This window comes from Cryobacterium lyxosi, from assembly GCF_004403345.1.
Classification (GTDB): Bacteria; Actinomycetota; Actinomycetes; order Actinomycetales; family Microbacteriaceae; genus Cryobacterium; species Cryobacterium lyxosi.
Genome location: NZ_SOGT01000015.1, coordinates 230,750 through 248,260, shown reverse-complemented (window position 1 = coordinate 248,260; position 17,511 = coordinate 230,750). Strand labels below are relative to the sequence as shown.

At 59.8% G+C, this 17,511-nt stretch carries 18 protein-coding genes; 10 read left to right on the top strand and 8 right to left on the bottom strand.

The annotated features are described in order from the left end of the window. Nucleotides 1-123 precede the first annotated feature (123 nt). Nucleotides 124-711: a carbohydrate ABC transporter permease gene (locus E3T27_RS14645; RefSeq protein WP_241992267.1), complete on the bottom strand. Its 588-nt coding sequence runs from the start codon at nt 709-711 to the stop codon at nt 124-126. Nucleotides 712-831: 120 nt separating this feature from the next. Here E3T27_RS14645 and E3T27_RS17445 point away from each other — a divergent pair, with 120 nt between their 5' ends. Both E3T27_RS17445 and E3T27_RS16725 read left to right on the top strand, forming a co-directional pair. Further along, nucleotides 832-1,008: a hypothetical protein gene (locus E3T27_RS17445; protein ID WP_166786223.1), complete on the top strand. Its 177-nt coding sequence runs from the start codon at nt 832-834 to the stop codon at nt 1,006-1,008. A gap of 30 nt (nt 1,009-1,038) precedes the next feature. Continuing rightward, the gene (locus tag E3T27_RS16725) at nt 1,039-1,452 is read left to right on the top strand and encodes a YnfA family protein (protein WP_174722229.1); all 414 of its coding nucleotides are present in this window, start codon (nt 1,039-1,041) and stop codon (nt 1,450-1,452) included. Nucleotides 1,453-2,091: 639 nt separating this feature from the next. On the opposite strand, the gene E3T27_RS14630 is transcribed toward E3T27_RS16725, so the two are convergent. Further along, nucleotides 2,092-2,622, bottom strand: coding sequence for a hypothetical protein (locus E3T27_RS14630; RefSeq protein WP_134573608.1), 531 nt, complete (start codon nt 2,620-2,622; stop codon nt 2,092-2,094). A 345-nt stretch (nt 2,623-2,967) separates the two neighbouring features. Then, nucleotides 2,968-3,288 carry a hypothetical protein gene (locus E3T27_RS14625; RefSeq protein ID WP_134573606.1) on the bottom strand — a complete coding sequence of 107 codons (321 nt, stop codon included), beginning with the start codon at nt 3,286-3,288 and terminating at the stop codon, nt 2,968-2,970. Between the two features lie 595 nt (nt 3,289-3,883). On the opposite strand from E3T27_RS14625, the gene E3T27_RS14620 reads away from it, so the two are divergent. Next, nucleotides 3,884-4,936, top strand: coding sequence for a TerC family protein (locus E3T27_RS14620; RefSeq protein ID WP_104195606.1), 1,053 nt, complete (start codon nt 3,884-3,886; stop codon nt 4,934-4,936). An 887-nt stretch (nt 4,937-5,823) separates the two neighbouring features. On the opposite strand, the gene E3T27_RS14610 is transcribed toward E3T27_RS14620, so the two are convergent. Continuing rightward, nucleotides 5,824-6,897 (bottom strand): FUSC family protein, encoded by a 1,074-nt coding sequence (locus E3T27_RS14610; RefSeq protein WP_277612409.1) that lies wholly within the window; start codon nt 6,895-6,897, stop codon nt 5,824-5,826. A 240-nt stretch (nt 6,898-7,137) separates the two neighbouring features. On the opposite strand from E3T27_RS14610, the gene E3T27_RS16650 reads away from it, so the two are divergent. From E3T27_RS16650 to E3T27_RS16645, 3 genes are all read left to right on the top strand, one after another. Beyond that, nucleotides 7,138-7,479 (top strand): hypothetical protein, encoded by a 342-nt coding sequence (locus tag E3T27_RS16650; RefSeq protein WP_166786222.1) that lies wholly within the window; start codon nt 7,138-7,140, stop codon nt 7,477-7,479. Beyond that, a complete protein-coding gene (locus E3T27_RS14605) occupies nt 7,454-7,930 on the top strand; it encodes a transposase (RefSeq protein WP_158251766.1) in 477 nt (158 codons plus the stop codon). The genes E3T27_RS16650 and E3T27_RS14605 overlap by 26 nt, the downstream gene beginning before the upstream one ends. A gap of 264 nt (nt 7,931-8,194) precedes the next feature. Continuing rightward, entirely contained in the window at nt 8,195-8,338 is a 144-nt protein-coding gene (locus E3T27_RS16645; protein ID WP_166786221.1) for a GPGG-motif small membrane protein, read from the top strand. 383 nt (nt 8,339-8,721) lie between these two features. Here the strand turns inward: E3T27_RS16645 and E3T27_RS14595 are convergent, their stop codons facing one another. Continuing rightward, nucleotides 8,722-9,831 carry a tartrate dehydrogenase gene (locus tag E3T27_RS14595; RefSeq protein WP_134573600.1) on the bottom strand — a complete coding sequence of 370 codons (1,110 nt, stop codon included), beginning with the start codon at nt 9,829-9,831 and terminating at the stop codon, nt 8,722-8,724. Nucleotides 9,832-9,877: 46 nt separating this feature from the next. Here E3T27_RS14595 and E3T27_RS14590 point away from each other — a divergent pair, with 46 nt between their 5' ends. Continuing rightward, nucleotides 9,878-10,657 (top strand): IclR family transcriptional regulator, encoded by a 780-nt coding sequence (locus E3T27_RS14590; protein WP_134573598.1) that lies wholly within the window; start codon nt 9,878-9,880, stop codon nt 10,655-10,657. On the opposite strand, the gene E3T27_RS14585 is transcribed toward E3T27_RS14590, so the two are convergent. After that, nucleotides 10,641-12,065, bottom strand: coding sequence for a GntP family permease (locus tag E3T27_RS14585; RefSeq protein WP_134573596.1), 1,425 nt, complete (start codon nt 12,063-12,065; stop codon nt 10,641-10,643). The two genes, E3T27_RS14590 and E3T27_RS14585, sit on opposite strands and share 17 nt — an antisense overlap. Before the next feature lie 314 nt (nt 12,066-12,379). Here E3T27_RS14585 and E3T27_RS14580 point away from each other — a divergent pair, with 314 nt between their 5' ends. After that, on the top strand, nt 12,380-13,081 hold the full coding sequence (locus E3T27_RS14580) for an RNA polymerase sigma factor (RefSeq protein WP_338144904.1): 702 nt from the start codon (nt 12,380-12,382) through the stop codon (nt 13,079-13,081). Nucleotides 13,082-13,209: 128 nt separating this feature from the next. Continuing rightward, on the top strand, nt 13,210-13,623 hold the full coding sequence (locus tag E3T27_RS14575; protein ID WP_166786220.1) for a hypothetical protein: 414 nt from the start codon (nt 13,210-13,212) through the stop codon (nt 13,621-13,623). A gap of 791 nt (nt 13,624-14,414) precedes the next feature. On the opposite strand, the gene E3T27_RS14570 is transcribed toward E3T27_RS14575, so the two are convergent. Next, nucleotides 14,415-15,416: an alcohol dehydrogenase catalytic domain-containing protein gene (locus tag E3T27_RS14570; protein WP_104196290.1), complete on the bottom strand. Its 1,002-nt coding sequence runs from the start codon at nt 15,414-15,416 to the stop codon at nt 14,415-14,417. Between the two features lie 572 nt (nt 15,417-15,988). Then, complete coding sequence (locus E3T27_RS14565; protein WP_104196291.1) at nt 15,989-16,870, bottom strand: EamA family transporter; 882 nt, start codon at nt 16,868-16,870, stop codon at nt 15,989-15,991. 65 nt (nt 16,871-16,935) lie between these two features. On the opposite strand from E3T27_RS14565, the gene E3T27_RS14560 reads away from it, so the two are divergent. Beyond that, nucleotides 16,936-17,427 carry a MarR family winged helix-turn-helix transcriptional regulator gene (locus tag E3T27_RS14560; protein ID WP_104196292.1) on the top strand — a complete coding sequence of 164 codons (492 nt, stop codon included), beginning with the start codon at nt 16,936-16,938 and terminating at the stop codon, nt 17,425-17,427. Nucleotides 17,428-17,511: the final 84 nt, after the last annotated feature.

Sequence of the window (17,511 nt, the reverse complement as noted above, 5' to 3'; positions counted from 1 at the left end):
ACTACCGAATACCGGTTGGCACGCGCACAGCGCAAGCGATGCAACCGTCACGATGCGTCTTTGCGCGGCAGGCACAGCCCTCATGGTGCAGCCAACGGGGCAGGGTGCAGAGATAGGTCAGCATCAACGAATACCGCTGCGGGCGAAGCCCTGCACGAAGTACCGCTGAAAGGACAGGAAAAGCGCGACCATTGGAAGGACTGAGATCGGCGCCAGAGCCATTGTGGCATTGTAATTGGGCGCCGTCTGGTTTTGGAGGTACAGAAGTCCAATCGGGAGAGTGAATAGCTGATTGTCATTCAATGCGATCAGGGGCCACGCGAAGTCGTTCCAGCTTCCCATCAGGGTGAGCAGGATGAGAACCGCGATCAGCGGCTTACTCAATGGCAGCACCACCTGCAGGAAAATGCGGATTTGCCCGCTGCCATCTATTTTCGTAGCCTCGATGATCTCGTCCGGAATTCCGATGAAGAATTGTCTGGCGAGGAATATCCCGAATGCCGCTGCGGCCCCTGGCAGGATCACACCCCAGTAGCTGCCATAAATACCTAAGTCGGAAACCAGTCGGAATTGAGCAACCATGATCGCCTGGACGGGGATCATCATCGTGGCAAGGGTTAAGAGGAAGAGTACGTTTCGCCCGCGGAATCTCAATCGTGCGAATGCATAGCCGGCGAGCAAATTGACCACCACGGTGAGGAAGGTTGGCAATCTACGTCTCATAACCTGACGCTCGAATTCAGGTACTCACCGATAGTTATGAAATACCCCAGAAGCAGAGCGATGCGCTGATCGGCTATGCGCCCGTTCAAGACAAAACGAAGCGAACATTTGGACGGCGGTGTCACCAGCGCGTTGGATTTCCAGGTAGACCGTGGATCTGGCGACGCTGAAGAGTTCAGCGATCTGCGCGGTGGTGTGTTCGCCTCGCTTGTGGACCTGCCCCTAGATCACATTGCGGCCAGCGTCAACGCGGCCATCATCGCCGCCTTCGCCGCCCACCTCTAACTCACCCTCACCTGGGGCCAGGGCGTGGAGATGGCCTGGCATAAGGAGTTCACCGAAGCGACAGGAGTTCCGATCTACTTCGCAGAACGCTCCAGCCCCTGGCAGCGCGGCGCGAATGAGAACTTTAACGGACTGGCCTACCAGTACTTTCCCCAGGCCACCAATCTCGCACAGACCATTCGCGAATCCAAACCCTGGTGGTTCGCTGGGCTCGGAGTACTCGCGCTGGCCGGATACGGATTCGTCGCGGCCTTTCAACCCGACGCGAACTTCGGCCGTGTTCTCGCGGCGTACGGCGGCATCTTTGTGGCCGGTTCCCTTGCTTGGGAAGTGTTCATCGACGGGTTCAAACCCACCGTGTGGGACTTCATCGGCTCAACCATCTGCCTGATCGGTGCGGCCATCATCATGGCCGCACCCGCAGGGTCAGCACCGACTGAATAACACTCACAGTTTTGCCTACGAGCGAGGGGCGACGCGTTCTAAGCGTGCTCGGCGATTTTGGAGCTTTTTCCTCTGCTGTGTTGAGGTAAAACTCCCCGCGGGTTTGCACGGGTTTGATGCGGTCTCCGCTGGTCCCCACCACGAGAATTCCGGCGATGGAAGCCTGGATCGAGTTGGTACCGGAGACGACGGCGTTCACGTAATCCAGCAGCATTGACGCTAATGAGGGTGATGAAGTCGCTCACGAGGCTGGTGAGGAGTGTGCCGTAAGGAAATTCACCGACGGTACTCATAATCAGCTTGCGGATGGCAGTTGCCCTGACGACGATGATAACAACGAAGGTGATGACAACGGTAAGCATCGCGACAAAGACCCCGAACTATGCCGAAACGGCGGATGCAAACGAGGCGACCGCAGCTTCGAAACGATCGAATATGAAAACCTCTTGTGGCTCTTTAAGTTTCAGGACTTCAAAAATCGAAGCACATTTCTCAATATAACCAAGAACCTGCGCTGGCGACCTCTCGTGGCATCGCCGATCGCCCACACGCCACTCGTGATCGGACAGATTGCGGACTTCAAGATCGTCAGCTGCGCACGGTGTCTGTTGGGGATACGACACAGAAACCCCTTCATTGTTAGCGATGCGGACCGGCCACACCTCGCCCAATTTCTCGATGTTGCGAGTAGTACTTGTCATCACGGCTCTTTTTCATTTGGAAGGTGGGGACTGCGCGCGGAGCGCGGCCGGAACGGAGCGAAGCGGTCAGCTTTTCGTGATGAGCTCCATCCGGCCTGCAACCGGACGCTGCTGCCCCCTCTGCTTGGCTGCCAGAATCAGCACGACGGGCCGTGTTACCCAAAATCAGCACCGCACCGCCGATATCGACTGCGACAAATGGTGCCATCTGCACGGGAGCCCAACGCTTCCAACCCGTCGCAGCCACAGAAATACGTTCCTTCGGACCCTTCACCGTTGCAGCCGCACCGTTCAGCTCGACCGCACCCATGAGCGAACCATCGAACCAAGCGGCCAATCCGATGTCATGCAGGCTTCGAACGGGGGTATCACGTTGCGGCATGTGCCCCTCAGAATCGTCGGTGTGTAACGCAGTCACCAATAAGACGTTTCCTCGTCCACAAATGTCATGAAAATTTAGAAAAAACACCCCGAAGGCTTTCGCGGCGACACCGTGGTGTGCACGTGGGCTTCGCTGAGCGTCGAAGCACTGTCACAGAGCGCGCACTGTCGCCAGCGCGAAGGATGTGCCCGTTCAGCATACGTACGCAGAACACCGGGACGGTTCCCGACGGGTGCTCCCAAAACTCGCCGCTGATCGGCGCCCGATTCGTCGTAACCCAGCCTCGAATCAACTCCGAGGTCTGTGCTGCCTTCTGACCAATTTCAGCGTTCAACCCTCGCGATTCTGGCTTCTGAACCAACTATGAACCTTGTCCATCAAAGTACTGCCACCGCGGCGCTCCAGCCTGAAAGACGAGCGGCCTAACGGGCCTCACGGGTAATCAGGTGGGGACGTATCTGCCGCGCGCGAGGTGACAGTCCAGGCAGCGGACAGCACAATGAATTTCGTTGAACCCGCCTGTTCGCTGAGTGTAGCGGCGTGGCTCCAAATGAAGATCCATGTTTTTGCCATGGCTTTGTCGGCCGACAACGGATTCGTACACTTAGACAAACAGATTGCATAGGTGTCGGCGACGAAGGCGTCATACAAGGTGCCGAAGGCGAGTGCATCACCCGCGGCCACTCGTTCGTTTAGCAGATGAGCGCCGATACTGTTTTCCAGGGAACGAGGCTCCGTCTCGGCGACGGTCACTGTGTGGGCTAGAACGATTGAATGATACGTGTGGGCATGGCGCTCCCTAGACATGGTGAGTGAATCCGCTGACGGGGCCGAGGGCAGCATGTAGAACTGATGTGATCTAAATGAGGCTTGTCAAGACAATTGATGAATAAGAAATCGGTCACATAGCGGTTGAGATAACGCCATTGATCGTTGCCACTAAGGGGCCACTGTTCTAGCATCCGGCGAAGATCATTAATTCACGTCGTTTTGGCGTGCCCGCTGATCTTTTGTACCATTTTGACTGTCTGGTCAATATGTGACAAAGTTTGGGCTTTCTAAGCGATACGGTCGTGATGTTTCGCAATAGTTGCATTGACCGCTTGAAATTGTTGGCAATACTGGCTCTGTTCTCGGTCGACGTCAATAGCGTCGTCGTCGGTTGGTGGCAGAAAGTTCATTGACCTATCGACTTTGCTGCTGAAGTCTGGTTTACTACCCCCAGGAGGGGAGTAATCCCTAGAAGCTTCGTCGTCAATTCGATCCCGTCATCGGGGTTCGGCGGAGTTGGCCCGACCAGGCTGGACCAGACCTCCGAGTGAATTTACCTCGGAAGGCAGCATCCGCAATGACTGTTCCTCTATGGGCCTGGCTGACTGTTCTTGGTGTCATCATGGCCATGCTCGCCATCGACCTCATCGCCCATCGCACGGCGCACATCATCGGTGTGAAGGAAGCCGCGGGATGGTCGATCTTCTGGGTCGCGTCCGGCGTCACCTTCGGCGCAATCATTTGGTGGCTATTCGGCGCCGAATTCGGGCAGCAATACTTCGCTGGCTTCGTGATCGAGAAGTCACTCGCGGTCGACAACGTATTCATCTGGGCGATCATCTTCACCGCATTCGCCGTACCACCACAGTTTCAGCACCGCGTCTTGTTTCTCGGCGTGCTCGGAGCGCTGGTCTTTCGCGGGATCTTCATTGCAGCAGGCGCTGCCCTGATCGAGAACTTCAGCTGGGTGCTCTACATCTTCGGCGCGTTCCTGGTCTTCACCGGCATTCAGATGCTCCGCCATCGGAATCAAAACTTCGACCCCGAGAAATCACGCACCTACACCTGGTTCCGCGGGCACGTACCGATGACCGATGCCTTTTACGGACAGCGCCTCCTCATTAGGAAAGGCGGGATTCTTCTGGCGACCCCGTTGCTCGCCGTACTCGTGCTCGTCGAGGTCACCGACATCGTCTTCGCCGTCGACTCTATTCCCGCGATATTCGCCGTCACCTCCGAACCGTTCCTCGTCTTCACCGCCAACGCGTTCGCGATCCTCGGGCTCCGGGCGATGTATTTTCTCCTCGCCGACCTAATGCACCGCTTCGTATATCTGAAGATCGGTCTCGCTGTACTCCTCGTCTGGGTCGGGGTGAAAATGCTGCTGCTCGAAGTCTTTTACATCCCCACCACGGTATCGCTTCTCGTCATAGCCTCCATCTTGACCGTGTCGATCGTCGCCAGCCTTGTCGCTACCCGCGGTCAGTCCCGGCGTTCGGTCGAGGTGACAAGCGCCGGACCGTTCCGGATGGCAACTGACGACGAAATCGCCCGCGTCGAGTCCGTGTGGCACAAACCGCGCGTCAGAACCAGCAACGAAAGCGGCGCCGATCGTGACCGACGAAAGTAAGAGCCTGTGTCACCAGTGGAATTTACTTCTTGCCGACAACGTCCCTGACACGAAGAGGAAGATGCACCCACACTCCGCCGATACCCTGCGCGGAAACGGGCAGGGTAGTATCGCGCTTTTGTGGCCGCGAATGGGGTTCACTACCGACGCAGCCATCGTGCACCGGTGGGCCCTTCGCTGCCAAGCGGTGATCAACGAGCTGAACAGTCTCGCCGCGTCACGATCCCGCACAACTGGACGCACTCACACCACGGCCGAACTCTTTTATCGGTGGTCACGGCATCGCGCTCACCGCGAAAAATGCATTGCTGCAGCCTTGGACAGGTTGTGGGCCGCTACGTTCTCTTGGAAGCCATGCTCCCATTCCTTACCGGGGCTTGATGATCGAATTCGCCCGATTGGAAGGTTCGATCTACACCGCTCTGCCGTAATGCTTCGAGACGGATGTCCCGGTAGCTGCGCAGGCAGTCGGCCTGGCCGAGGCCTGGGACTGCCCGACGCGCTTCGGTACGCCGCGGGTGAGCGCCCACAAACGTGCTCTCACCCAAATTCTGCTAACCAGCCTCGCAAAACGATCATGGGTGCGTGTCACTGGGCCGGCCGATTGCCAAGACCATTCTTAACGCTCTCGATGAAGTGCCCGCGGTGTTTGGGATGGCCGCCTGATCAGGTTCTGTCAGGAGCTAATCCTGCAGTACACCGTGCGGGTAGCACTGTGACGTACGTCATCGTTCTGCCGTGCGTGGACATCAAGGACAAGTCATGTACTGATGAATGCCCGGTCGACAACAGAGTCCCACCAACACCAACACCGGCACAGGCACAGGCACGAACGAGAAGGTATCTGTGCACGGAACCTCGGCAGCGTGAACAAGTGATGAGACGGGCTAAACGACGGGCGAGGGAGGCTCTTCAGAATCTCTCTCGGTGCCAGGGCGTAGCGCGACCAAAATGCGCTTCAGATCGATAACGATCGCGGCCGTGGGGCTGAGCGATGTCGTCCCGGCACCCAACTCTTGCATGCCGTGCAGAATCGCCTCGACTGCCACTACGGCAGCATCAAAGGGTGCGTTATCATTCGGGCTGTCGTCTGTGGCACGCAAAGTTTCCGCGACCGCGTGCAGGGCATCGCTCAGAACCGGCCGCAGCTCGGACGGCAGCTCAAGGGGAATAGGTTTACCCCAGATCATGCCCGTGAAAACCTCAGTCAGGTTGCGCACGTGAAAAGTGACGTTCTCCAGAGCCGCGAGGTCCTCATAGTCGGCAACAAGATTTCTGCGGTTGAACCGAGCGCGAGGGTTCCCCTTACGACTCTCGTCGGCGTATTGCACAGCCGACCTGACATCTCGGGCCGCGTTGGTAAGTGCGCCGCCCCTGGTCGCCCAGAGTTCACGCTCCGGAGGCCAACTCTCGACCAAGGCCACGGCGATATCGCTGAGGTGCGTGGCCAGGGTGCCTCGAAAAATAGTCAACCGCTCGACAGCCGTGCCGATAGCAAGAGGCGGCAAAATTAGCAGGTTGACCAAAAGTCCCACCACTATTCCCAGACAGACTTGGGCGAGATAACCGGCCGAGTAATCATCGGCTTCCGGGCCGCCGATGATGAGAACGAAAAGAGCAGTCAGGGGTACTTGTTCCCCGCCGACACCAAGCCATCGCATTCCTCCGATAAGAGAGCCGAGGCCGATGACCAGCGAAATCGTCCACACGCTGGGCTCGCTCAGGAGGAGCACGGCCCCAGCGAGGGCGATTCCGACGGCCAGCCCAGCGAGGGTTTGTAAAGCGCTGCGGAGAGAACGCATAAGCGTTGGGTGCATGCTCAAAAGTGCGCCCAGCGGCGCGTAGTACCGCAATTCCTGAGCGTCCCCAGGGAGAAAAGGGGACAGCGTCCAGGCAATCGCCACAGCAACAGCAATCTTGGTGACCTGGAGGAATCGCGGAGGTTGAAGACGACGGACCACCGCCAGCCGTGATGCGTTCCACGGGAAAATCGTTCTCGGCATCGTCTAAGTCTCTTCCGCGGCAACGGAGAGTTGGGATCCGCTCGCCCCGCAGGTTAAGCGCGAATGCTGGCGAGGCGCTGGGAAACATCCGACGAGAAAGCCACTCCCGCAGTAGCCGGTACGGAGTTCGGAATTTTCGGAGGGGATGTCCACTTTCGATGACGCCGTGTCCGACAACGCGACGGCGATATCGAATCGATGCGGATCTTGCTCGCGGAACGCGCCTCAGCCACCAAGGCACGCATCGCGAGCATCAATCAGTTCCACGGACTGTTGGTCAGCGCGCCCGAGGCAGTCCAACAGGATTTTCGTCGCTTTGACGGCGCCAAAATGGCGGTCACTCTCGCGTGCACACGTCCGGCGCCGGGGACCACTGCGGGGGTGATAGCTCGAGCATCCGCGAAACGCCACCAGGCGCTGACGGCAGACATTGCCCATATCAACCAGCAACTCACTGTCCTCGGCGTTCGTCAGAACCCGGCCCGCATGGCCGCAAGCGGAGTCGGCCCATTCGTTGCACCTGCTCGCCACCGCCGGTGATAATCCAAATCGCATTACCACCAAGGGTCAATTCGCAGCCCTCTGCGGCGCCGCACCGCTACCGGCATCCTCCGGAACACGGCAGCGCTTCCGTCTCTCTCGTGGTGGTGACCGGCAGGCCAACGCGGCCTTGCACCGCATCGTGCTGCTTCGCACACACCACAAAGAACCCCGTACGGCCTACATCGCCTGGCGGACCACCGAAGGCCTCTCCGACCGCGACATCGTCCGCTGCCTCGAACGCCACGTCGCCAGCGAAATATTCGCATTGCTCACCCAGAATCCCACCATCGCGCTACCTATCGGACCGCGGCTTCGACAACGTCGTCAAACCCTCGGAATCGTCCTCACTGAGGCGGCCAAACAACTCGACGTACCCTACCAGCGCCTACGGCGACTCGAAATTACACAACGTGCTGACACCAATCTGGAAGTCGCCTTCAGCGCATAGCTCGACGACAAAACTCAACAACCCAATCCGGAACAAAAAGTCTCTCGACATCAAAAGGGGCATTCCCTCGGGGGGACGTGACCGTGCTTGGGTTCTCTTGGTCGTTTCGCATGGCCGCTAACACATGATGACAGCGTCTCACCTCCACGACATTCTGGATAAAACACAGTGGTCAGAGACCGAGCAGGGGTACGTTCGATTCAACAGATCGAAAACCGCTATGGGCGTACGGCCCGTCGGCGCTGAATGAAATGGAGCAGCACCATGGCAACAATTCTCTGGATCATTGCAGTAATCCTCGTTATTGCAGGCATTTTCGCGCTATTTCGACGACAGATTCTTTGGGGCATTGTGCTCATCGTCGTGGGACTGTTGGTTGGTCCAGGTGGCGTGAGCCTCTTCACTTGAGACTGCGGATCGAGTAGCCGTTTCGGGGCGTGGCGGAACTCCGGAACGGTTTTGGCGTGAAGGATCCACTGACGCTCTTCGTTGTCTGAGCGCTGCATGACGTCGAGGAGGCCATAGCTTTTCCTCACACTTTCGATCGTCTCGCGGATCGGAATGGACGGGTCCAACCGAGCCTTCACCAAACCCGGGGTTCGACAAAGCTACATGGACGAGCAGGCGGGAGGAACTGCACTCGCGAGTGCGGTCTTTCCCGCCTGCTTTGTCGTTGTGTCGATCGCGGCGCCCTCGCCGGTGAGCACCTTAAGGCCGATACCGCGGTCGTCAGCAGTGAAGGCACGAACGACCGCGAGATTTCGACCAGCTCGATCCGGCGGCCGCGCAGGTCATAGGGCGGCGGCGACCTGGGCGGCGACAGTGTCGGTGGTTCCGGTGCCGCCGCAGTCGGGGGTGAGCCGCTCGGGCGTGGCCGTGACGGTGCCGAGCGCGCGCAGCAGGTCGGCTGCGGCCGCCCTCTCCCCCAGGTGCTGCAGCATCTGCGAGACGCTCCAAATGGTGGCGATCGGGTTGGCGATGCCTTGGCCAGCGATGTCGGGCGCCGATCCGTGCACAGGTTCGAACATCGACGGAAAACCGCCGTCAGGGTTGATGTTTGCTGACGCGGCGAACCCGAGTCCGCCCTGAATGGCCGCTCCGATATCGGAGAGAATGTCGCCAAACAGGTTGGACGCCACAACAACGTCCAGGGTCTCCGGGTGGGTCACGAATCGAGCCGCGATGGCATCGATGTGGTACCGCGTGACGGTCACGTCTGGGTACTCGGCGGCGAGTTCGTCGGTCACGTCGTCCCAGAACACCATCGTGTGCTTCTGCGCGTTCGATTTGGTGACCGAAGCGAGTCGACCCGAGCGCGAGCGCGCCTGCTCGAACCCATAGCGAAGAATACGCTCGACTGCGGCCCTCGTGAAAATCGCCGTCTCAACCGCGACCTCGATCTTGGTGCCCTGATGCACGCGTCCGCCCGCACCGGAGTATTCACCCTCGGTATTCTCTCGAATCACCAGAATATCGAACTCAGATTTGCGCAACGGCCCCGTAATGCCGGGAAGCAACAGGTGCGGGCGCATATTCACGAAGAGATCGAATCCTTGACGGATGGGCAGCAGCAGCCCATGCAGCGATACCGAGTCCGGCACCTGTGCGGGCCACCCCACCGCCCCGAGAAGAACCGCATCGTGCCCACTCAGCTGCTCGAGCCCGTCGTCGGGCATCATCGATCCGGTCTCGAGGTAGCGCGCGCACGACCAGTCGAAGGTCGATTGCCGCACTGCGAAACCATGCTTGTCAGCTACCGCCTGCAACGGCACAAGGGCGGCGGCCACGACGTCGACGCCGATGCCGTCACCGGGAATGAGCGCAAGCGAATACGTAGCCTCCGATACGGTCCCGTTGTCGGCCAGGGACACAGTGCTGTCCTGTCGTGATGCATCGAACATGGGTTCTCCTTTGATGAGTGGTTGGGGATACCGATAAACTCGCGGAATGGCAGGCAAAGTAGCGTCGAACAGTCCGTTGCTCGTGCTGGCGAAAATCAGTACCATCCTCGACGCGTTCACGTTTTCGACACCGGAGCGGTCGCTGGCCGATCTGCGCACCGCGACCGGGCTGCCGGCGTCGACGGTGCAACGCCTGGTCGCCAATCTCGTGCAGAGCGGGTTTCTCGACCGCCACGGCGACCAATTTCGCATCGGTCTGCGCATGGCGACCTGGGCGGCATCCGCTTTCCACGGTCTCGATGTGGGTGAGTTGGCACAGCCCGTGCTCGCGGCCCTGCGAGATGAGACCGGTGAAACCGCGTGCCTGTTCATCTCCACGCGCGAGCTGCGCGTGTGCGTCGCGATGGCCGAGAGTCGGCACAGTGTACGACGGGTGATCGCCCTCGGCGAGGTGACGCCGGTGAACGTCGGGTCTTCCGGCCGGGTGCTGCTGGCGTGGAACGACGAGCTCGCGACCCGGGTGTTCGAGCATCCGCTGCCCGCCTTGACGCAAGAGACGATTGTCGATGTCGACGAGTTGCGCCGATCCCTCGTCACCGTGCGCGAGCGCGGCTTTGCGTACACCGTCGGCGAACGCACGTCGTCGGTGAGCAGTGTCGCCGCACCGGTGTTCCAACACGGCGGCTCGCTGTTCGGGGCCCTGAGCCTGCTCGGTCCGAGTTCGCGCATGACACCGGATGTCGTCACCCACCTCACTCCGTCGGTGGTCGCGGCCGGCGCCCGTCTGAGCCAAGCACTTGGTTCGGCGATCACAGCACCAAACTGAGCAGCATCGTGAGGCCGAGTGCGATCACGGAGGCGACGGATACCGCGAGCGTGCAGGTTTTGAACGTGCCGCGGGTGGACTGGTTGAGCGAGATCTGAAGCAACCAGAACGTATTCGAGGTGACGTGCACGGCGAAGAGGGACCCGGCGGCCGCGGCGAGGGCCACGAGCACCGGGGCAACGTCGATCTCGCTCATAACGGAGGCGAGCAACCCCGCGGCAGTGATGGCCGAAATCGACACCGATCCGATAGCCATGTGAAGCACTGCGGCGACGACCCAAACAATCAGCAGCGGGGCGACAGTCGTGGTGGTAAACAGGGAGCCCAAAATCTCGCCGATGCCCGTCGATGCAACGGCCGCCGCCAGGGAACCTCCCGCGCCAGTGAGAATGAGGATCTGACCCGACTCCCGGAAGCCGCGGGAAACAGCCTTCTCGACTCGTTCGCCGCCGATGGTGAGCCGGGCAACGAGGCTCGTGCCGAGCAACCCGACCAGCAGTGCAAAGACCGGCTCGAAGAGGATGCTGATCGGGCCGAGGTCAGCATCCGTTGCCTGCACAATCGCACCGGTGGCAACGAACAGCAGCGATACGATCATGGGCCCAAAGAGCAGCGCAAGAGCGGGCTCGCGGGTCGACTGCTGTACACGGGTCCGCGCGCGGGGCGGGGCGCCGACCGTTGCGATGATTGAGGTGTAGCCTGTCGCCGGCCGGGTGGCATACTCATCGTCGGCGTCTTCGTCAGCCTCCGTGTCGATGATGGTCACGGATTCATCGCGCTCGGGATTCCAGAAACCACGGTCATAGGCGAAATACATCACGAAGAGTGTCAGGAGGATCGTCGGCACGGTGACCACTACGCCGACAAGCACCATCATGCCAAGCGGCACGCCGAGAAGCCCGGCAAGGGCGAGGGCGCCCACGCCCGGCACGATCATCACGATGCCGCATTCGAGTCCGACGGCGATGGCGGTGGCAACCCGCGCGGTGCCGGTGCGACCGAGGCGTGCCGCCATCCGTCGCCCTAAGGGTGCGCTCATGACGAGCAAAACGTCGATATAGATCGAGGGCAGCGCCACAGCGAGAGTCGTCGCGAACGCGTAGGGCGCTCGGCGGGCCCCGAAGATTCGCAAAAGCCCTTCCACCAGGCGCTGGATGGCCCCGGCTTCGCTCAAAATGGCACCGATGAGCACGCCCCACGCGATGAGCAGGCCGATCTCGGCCATGATCTCGCCGAATCCGCCGGTGACGATACTGGCCGATTCCGCCACATTCCCGCTGACGACGAGGGCGATCACACCGGCACCGATAACCAATGCCACGGCCGGGTTCAGGTGCACTTTGACGATCAACACAACCATTGCGACGATCACCCCAGCGGTCACCGCGATTACTGCCCAGTCGTCCATAGCGTTTCTCCTCATCGTTGAGAACTCAGTATGTGAGTTGCAAACTCATATTATGGCTTTATTCCCATGCCGTCAAAGTCGCCTGTCGTCGAATGTCCCACCCAGGTGAAACCGACCGCGACGCAGTCGCCATCAACGATAAAGAGGTCAGCTCACGAAACGGACTACGTAACACGCTCAGGGTTTCCGGCTCTGCTACATGGCCCTATCTCACGAAACGGAGTAACTACCACGGTCAGAGTCCGATATTCCTGATCACATCAAAGAGATCCATTGCCTCGTCGCAGGGTTGACACCCAGAAGGCGTGTGCGCGATGATCGCGGCAGTTACGTGGATAGCCCACTTTCTGAAGTTCGGTTTGCACGCGGATTGGATGGAACCAATGCCTCCATGCCGGACATTGTTGAGTATGGACACCTTTGATTCCCAAGCCACAGACTCCGCGCTGTGGTTGCACGTCCGCGGCGGGAATGGACGCGCGTTTGGTGTCCTGTTTGACCGCCACCGAAATCGGGTTTTTGCTCACAGCCTTCGGCTGGTCCGCACACAGGCGGAGGCTGAGGATATTACTGCGATGGTGTTCCTCGAAGCTTGGCGTTGCAGAACACGAGTTCGGTTCGTTGATGAGTCCATCCTCGGGTGGCTCCTTGTAACCACTCACAACGTGGCCCGGAATCAACTTCGGTCCGGTCTCCGACATCAGCGACTTCTCCGAAGGCTTCCACCGCCGGATTCTGTGCCTGACCACAGTGAAGCGGTGCTCGACGCGATCGACCTCGGCTCTACAGGGAACACGGTTCAGCGCGCCTTTACGCACCTAAACTCCCAAGACCAACAGATACTCCTGCTGTGTGTCCTGGAAGACCTGTCGATGACGGACGTCAGCCAGCTTCTTCGAATACCTCCGGGCACCGTCAAATCCCGGCTATTCCGCGCAAAACAACACCTCGCTCTCGTCGTCACCGTGTACAACCCGATCCAACCATCCCCATCAGCTGTGGGAGAAAGCACATGATGAACAACACGCCGACAGAACCGCACTTCACTGCGAACCGCAGTGCGGCGATCCGAGCCCTCCTCGTGAACATTGCCGAACCAGGAACGCCAGAGAATCTGAGACTTCGTCGTGCTCGACGCGTTCGGATGGTCGTCCCCGCAGTCATTGGAACCCTCGTATTGACTGCCGGTGCCGTCGTCGCCGTCCAAGCGCAGGTGACGAGAACCGATCACATCAATTGCTTCGCTCGAGCGGAGCTCAACATGTGGGGGGAATTCCCGGGTGCTCGCGTGACCAGCCTCGAGGGCACCATCGGCGACAGCGAAGGGGGTCCGGTGTCAATCAATGACGCCCTGGCCGCGTGCTCAGACCTCTGGGCCCAGCATGCCCTGGACGCAAGTATCGAGAGTGGGGTTCGTTCAGATCCCGTTGACCGATCATTTTCCTACCCTGTCCCCGAACCGCTCACGGTCTGTGTCTTGTCCAATGGAATGGCCGCCGTGATCCCCGGCGCGTCCGACGTCTGCGGTCGCCTCGGCCTGGCGGAACGAGCCAAGTAGAAACAAACAAATGCCATGACCGAAACTAGCCACGACGACGTGTTTCCTGGCGGCGTGTTAACGCCAACCGAAAATAGGGCCCATAGTGTTTCGGTCGGTGTAAACGCACCTGGAATTACGGCCTCCCCTGTGCGGGGATCCACCCAAACAGCGAAGGGATGGAGACGCCCAGGTCACGCGCAACGTCGCGTGGTGTCGTATCGGCATCGAGCAGCTGTATTGCTGCAGGGATCTTACTGTCAGTCATGATGCGTTTCCGGCCGGGAAGGTACCCTGTGGCCCGCACAGCCGCAAAGCCGGCTTGGGTGCGTTCGAGTTCCTGGCTGGTCAGTGATGGCATCGAGTGCGGTCGCGGCGAACGTTTAATCTGACATCACTGTGTGACTACGGACCTCCGTTGTGAAAGTGAGACGTTGAACATCTCCACTCAGCACTGGAAGTCCTCCTTTTTCAAGGTCTCACGTCACTGACGTCATGGCCGGGTGCAGCGTGGTGGGTAAACGCCACGCGTTACCTCAGGTGCTGCGTGTTTCTAGGATTGCTGACCCTGCCCCGGAATGTTTGGCGAACGATCGTTACCGAACGCCCCCCATAACCTCTTAGCGTCAGATATTTGACGATTTTATAAATCGCCCCAACCTCAGCGCCGGATACTCGACGAATTCACAAGCCACCCACATCCATCGCTGACAGCAACGGCCATTCCACCCTTGATCAGTCAGTCCGGGTAGCGCCCAAAAAACGCCGGTGCCGCCTCACCGAGGCCGACGGTAAAAGCGGCTACCAGTTCGTTAATCTACGGTTAGGACCACGCGGAATCGGGCGTCACCAGACATCATGCGGTCAAAGCCTTCAGCCGCTTTTTCAAGCGGATAGGTCTCGATCATCGGGCGAACGCCGGTCAGGGCGGCAAAACGGAGAGTGTCCTCTGAATCCTTCGCTGTTCCCGAGGCATGCCCGGCTACGGAACGACTACCGAGCACCAAGTCCACGGCACTCACAGCAAGGGGCTCCTGCGGGACGCCGACTACGATTAGCTGTCCCCTCGGTTCGAGTCCAGGGACAGTTACAGACATCGCGTGGGCATCGGTAACGGTGGCCAAGACGACGCGCGCGCCGCCAAGCTTTTTCAATTCCGCCGCGACATCGTTGATGGTGCTGTCGATGTAGTGGTGGGCGCCAAGGTCGCGGGCGAATGCTTCCTTCTCGGCGCCGCGTGCGATCGCAACCGTCTCGAAACCCATCTTGGCCGCGAACTGGACCCCGAGGTGACCCAGACCGCCCAGTCCCAGGACAGCGACGACATCCCCGGCCCGAGCACCACTGTTACGCAAAGCATTGAACGTGGTCACTCCGGCGCACATCAGCGGAGCCGCATCCGTGAATGCGAGAGCATCAGGTACGGCTGCAAGGGCATCGGCGGGGGCGAGCAGATACTCAGCGTAGCCGCCGTCCGCGGTCAGTCCGGTGACCTTTCCCACGATGCATGAAACAAAGTCCCCGCGCCTGCATGGGGTGCATGTAAAGCAGGCTCCGCCAAACCATCCCACCCCCACACGCTGGCCCGCTGACCACTGCGAGACGCCCTCCCCAAGGGTCTCGACGGTCCCGGCAACCTCATGCCCGGGAACACGGGGATAGGACGAAGCCATGCCTGCGGCGGGCATGACATCGCTGTGGCACACACCACTGGCCGCGACCTTCACGAGCACGTGTCCGGGCAGAACGTCGGGAAGATCGTACTCGGCGAACTCCAAGGCAGTATTGGGGGCAGAAAATCGTACAACTTTCATGATGACAAATCCTTTCATGATTACCGTTGGTGCCTCTGTTTACACGCACTCTGACGGCTCTTCCTGACAAACGGATGCTATCGCCGGTATTCCGGGAGACCTTCCAAAGGACGGAGGGCTGTAGTCCAGAATGAACCATTGGAGTAGGTGGCATTCTCAAAAGCACCTTACGCTTAAGCTCGACAAGGGCAACTGCACTGTCTGCGAACCGACACCATTTTCTTATGCGCAAGCAGGGTTCCGCTTGCGCAGACATCCTCGCGGTAGATTCCCCGGCGACCGTCGTCCAGGCCATCGTGGATTACCGGGCGGATGAGCCGGCACACGGCTACTCCTGCAGAATTGGCCGGTCGGGATCGGTCCCACACGACGCAACCGCGCAGCGGTGGCCTGCGCCACAACACAGTCAGCCGTGTGTCCTCCTGCTGCCCCGCCTGGGTAGCCGAACGGATGTCGGAGTAGCTCACGGCCTAAGTCTGCCACTCATGAGTGGCCTAGACGACGCAGAACCGATCACGGCCAAACATCCTGCCGCCTCAGGCCGGCTGCGCCTGCGGCCCGCAGGGGGACCGCTAACGGGCAGGCTCATCGGCAAGTCTTTTCGAGGCACGGGCAGTCTGTGCGGGTTTGGAAATGATGGCGACGGAGATTGAACTGAGGACGATGACGATCCCGGCTATCTGCATTGGGGTGAGGTTTTCGCCGGCGATTACCCAGCCGAGGAGGATGGCCACGACGGGGCTGAGTAAGCCAAGGAAAGCCGCGGTGCTCGCCGCAAGCTGTGCGATTCCACGAAACCACATGACGTAGGCGAACGCGGTGCCGATGACCGACAAATAGGTGTAGCCGACAACGTTCAGGGGTGTCATGGGAGCAACGGGAAGGCCCTCGATCAGGAGCATGAAGAGCAGGAGGGAGAGGCCTCCTGCGATGAGTTGCCATGCAGTGGTCGTGAGTGGGGGCGCGGGCTGCCCCCACTTTTTGGTGAGCACGATCCCGGATGCCATGGAAAGGGTTCCGCCAAGAGCAGCCAGGAGGCCGATGGTGTCGAGGCGCGCTTGGGCCTGGAGCACGATGAGGCTTACGCCGAATAGGCCGGTAGCGCCGGCGATGACCACCCGGCCTGTCAATCGTTCGTGGAGCACGCGGCTGGCAAGAAGGGCGATGACGAGTGGCTGAAGCCCGCCGATGATTGCGGCCACACCGCCCGGGAGTCGGTAGGCCGCGATGAAGAGCAACGCAAAGAACGCTCCGATATTGAGCATGCCAAGGACCCAGGATTTCCACCACCATGCGCCATGTGGCAACGTTCGGCAGAGCATGAGTAGGAGGATTCCCGCCGGCAGTGCGCGCAACGTAGCCGCGAGCAGCGGCCGATCCTCCGGCAGCAGCATCGTGGTTGTCAGGTAGGTTGTGCCCCAAAGCGTCGGGGCCAAAGCTGTTGTCATCAACATAAAAGTTCGATTGCTAAGCACTTAGTTATTATACCTAAGTGCTTACCACTTGGTACTATGACTTAATGCCGGATCAAGTCGATCGAATCATTGAACAGTGGAATACAGAAAAGCCCGACCTTGATGTATCACCGATGGCCGTCGTCGGTCGATTAAGTCGCACCGCCCTCGTCGTGGAATCGCGACTCGCTAAAACGTTCGCCCAGCACGGTTTGGACGCTGCTTCCTTTGACGTGCTCGCAACCCTCCTGCGAAGCGGTGCCCCCTATCGGATCGCCCCGCTGGAGCTGGCACGTGAGGCCATGATTTCAACAAGCGCAGTGGCCCAGCGACTGAACAAATTGGAGAGTCGGGGGTTTGTCGTGCGCCAGGCAAACCCCGACGACGGCCGTGGCACACTCGTCGCGCTCACCGATGTTGGAAAAGATCTTATCGAGACGGCATTGCCAGATCACCTCGAGACCGAGCGCGCCATCACAGCCGTCCTCAGCCTCGCGGAGCAGACACTGCTCGCGGACCTCCTTCAACGGCTCAGCACCGCAGCCATTGACGGATGATTTCCCTGTCCGGATAAGCATTCTTCGACCACCATGTCTTCGAGTCCCCCTCACAGACGATGCAACCACGGTCAGTCCCGCTGG

Coding starts and splice junctions, on each gene's coding strand:
- E3T27_RS16725 (WP_174722229.1), top strand. CDS start 1,039: ATGGCCTGGCATAAGGAGTTCACCGAAGCGACAGGAGTTCCGATCTAC.
- E3T27_RS14620 (WP_104195606.1), top strand. CDS start 3,884: ATGACTGTTCCTCTATGGGCCTGGCTGACTGTTCTTGGTGTCATCATG.
- E3T27_RS16650 (WP_166786222.1), top strand. CDS start 7,138: ATGCGGATCTTGCTCGCGGAACGCGCCTCAGCCACCAAGGCACGCATC.
- E3T27_RS16645 (WP_166786221.1), top strand. CDS start 8,195: ATGGCAACAATTCTCTGGATCATTGCAGTAATCCTCGTTATTGCAGGC.
- E3T27_RS14595 (WP_134573600.1), bottom strand. CDS start 9,831: ATGTTCGATGCATCACGACAGGACAGCACTGTGTCCCTGGCCGACAAC.
- E3T27_RS14590 (WP_134573598.1), top strand. CDS start 9,878: ATGGCAGGCAAAGTAGCGTCGAACAGTCCGTTGCTCGTGCTGGCGAAA.
- E3T27_RS14585 (WP_134573596.1), bottom strand. CDS start 12,065: ATGGACGACTGGGCAGTAATCGCGGTGACCGCTGGGGTGATCGTCGCA.
- E3T27_RS14580 (WP_338144904.1), top strand. CDS start 12,380: ATGATCGCGGCAGTTACGTGGATAGCCCACTTTCTGAAGTTCGGTTTG.
- E3T27_RS14575 (WP_166786220.1), top strand. CDS start 13,210: ATGGTCGTCCCCGCAGTCATTGGAACCCTCGTATTGACTGCCGGTGCC.
- E3T27_RS14570 (WP_104196290.1), bottom strand. CDS start 15,416: ATGAAAGTTGTACGATTTTCTGCCCCCAATACTGCCTTGGAGTTCGCC.
- E3T27_RS14565 (WP_104196291.1), bottom strand. CDS start 16,870: ATGTTGATGACAACAGCTTTGGCCCCGACGCTTTGGGGCACAACCTAC.
- E3T27_RS14560 (WP_104196292.1), top strand. CDS start 16,936: ATGCCGGATCAAGTCGATCGAATCATTGAACAGTGGAATACAGAAAAG.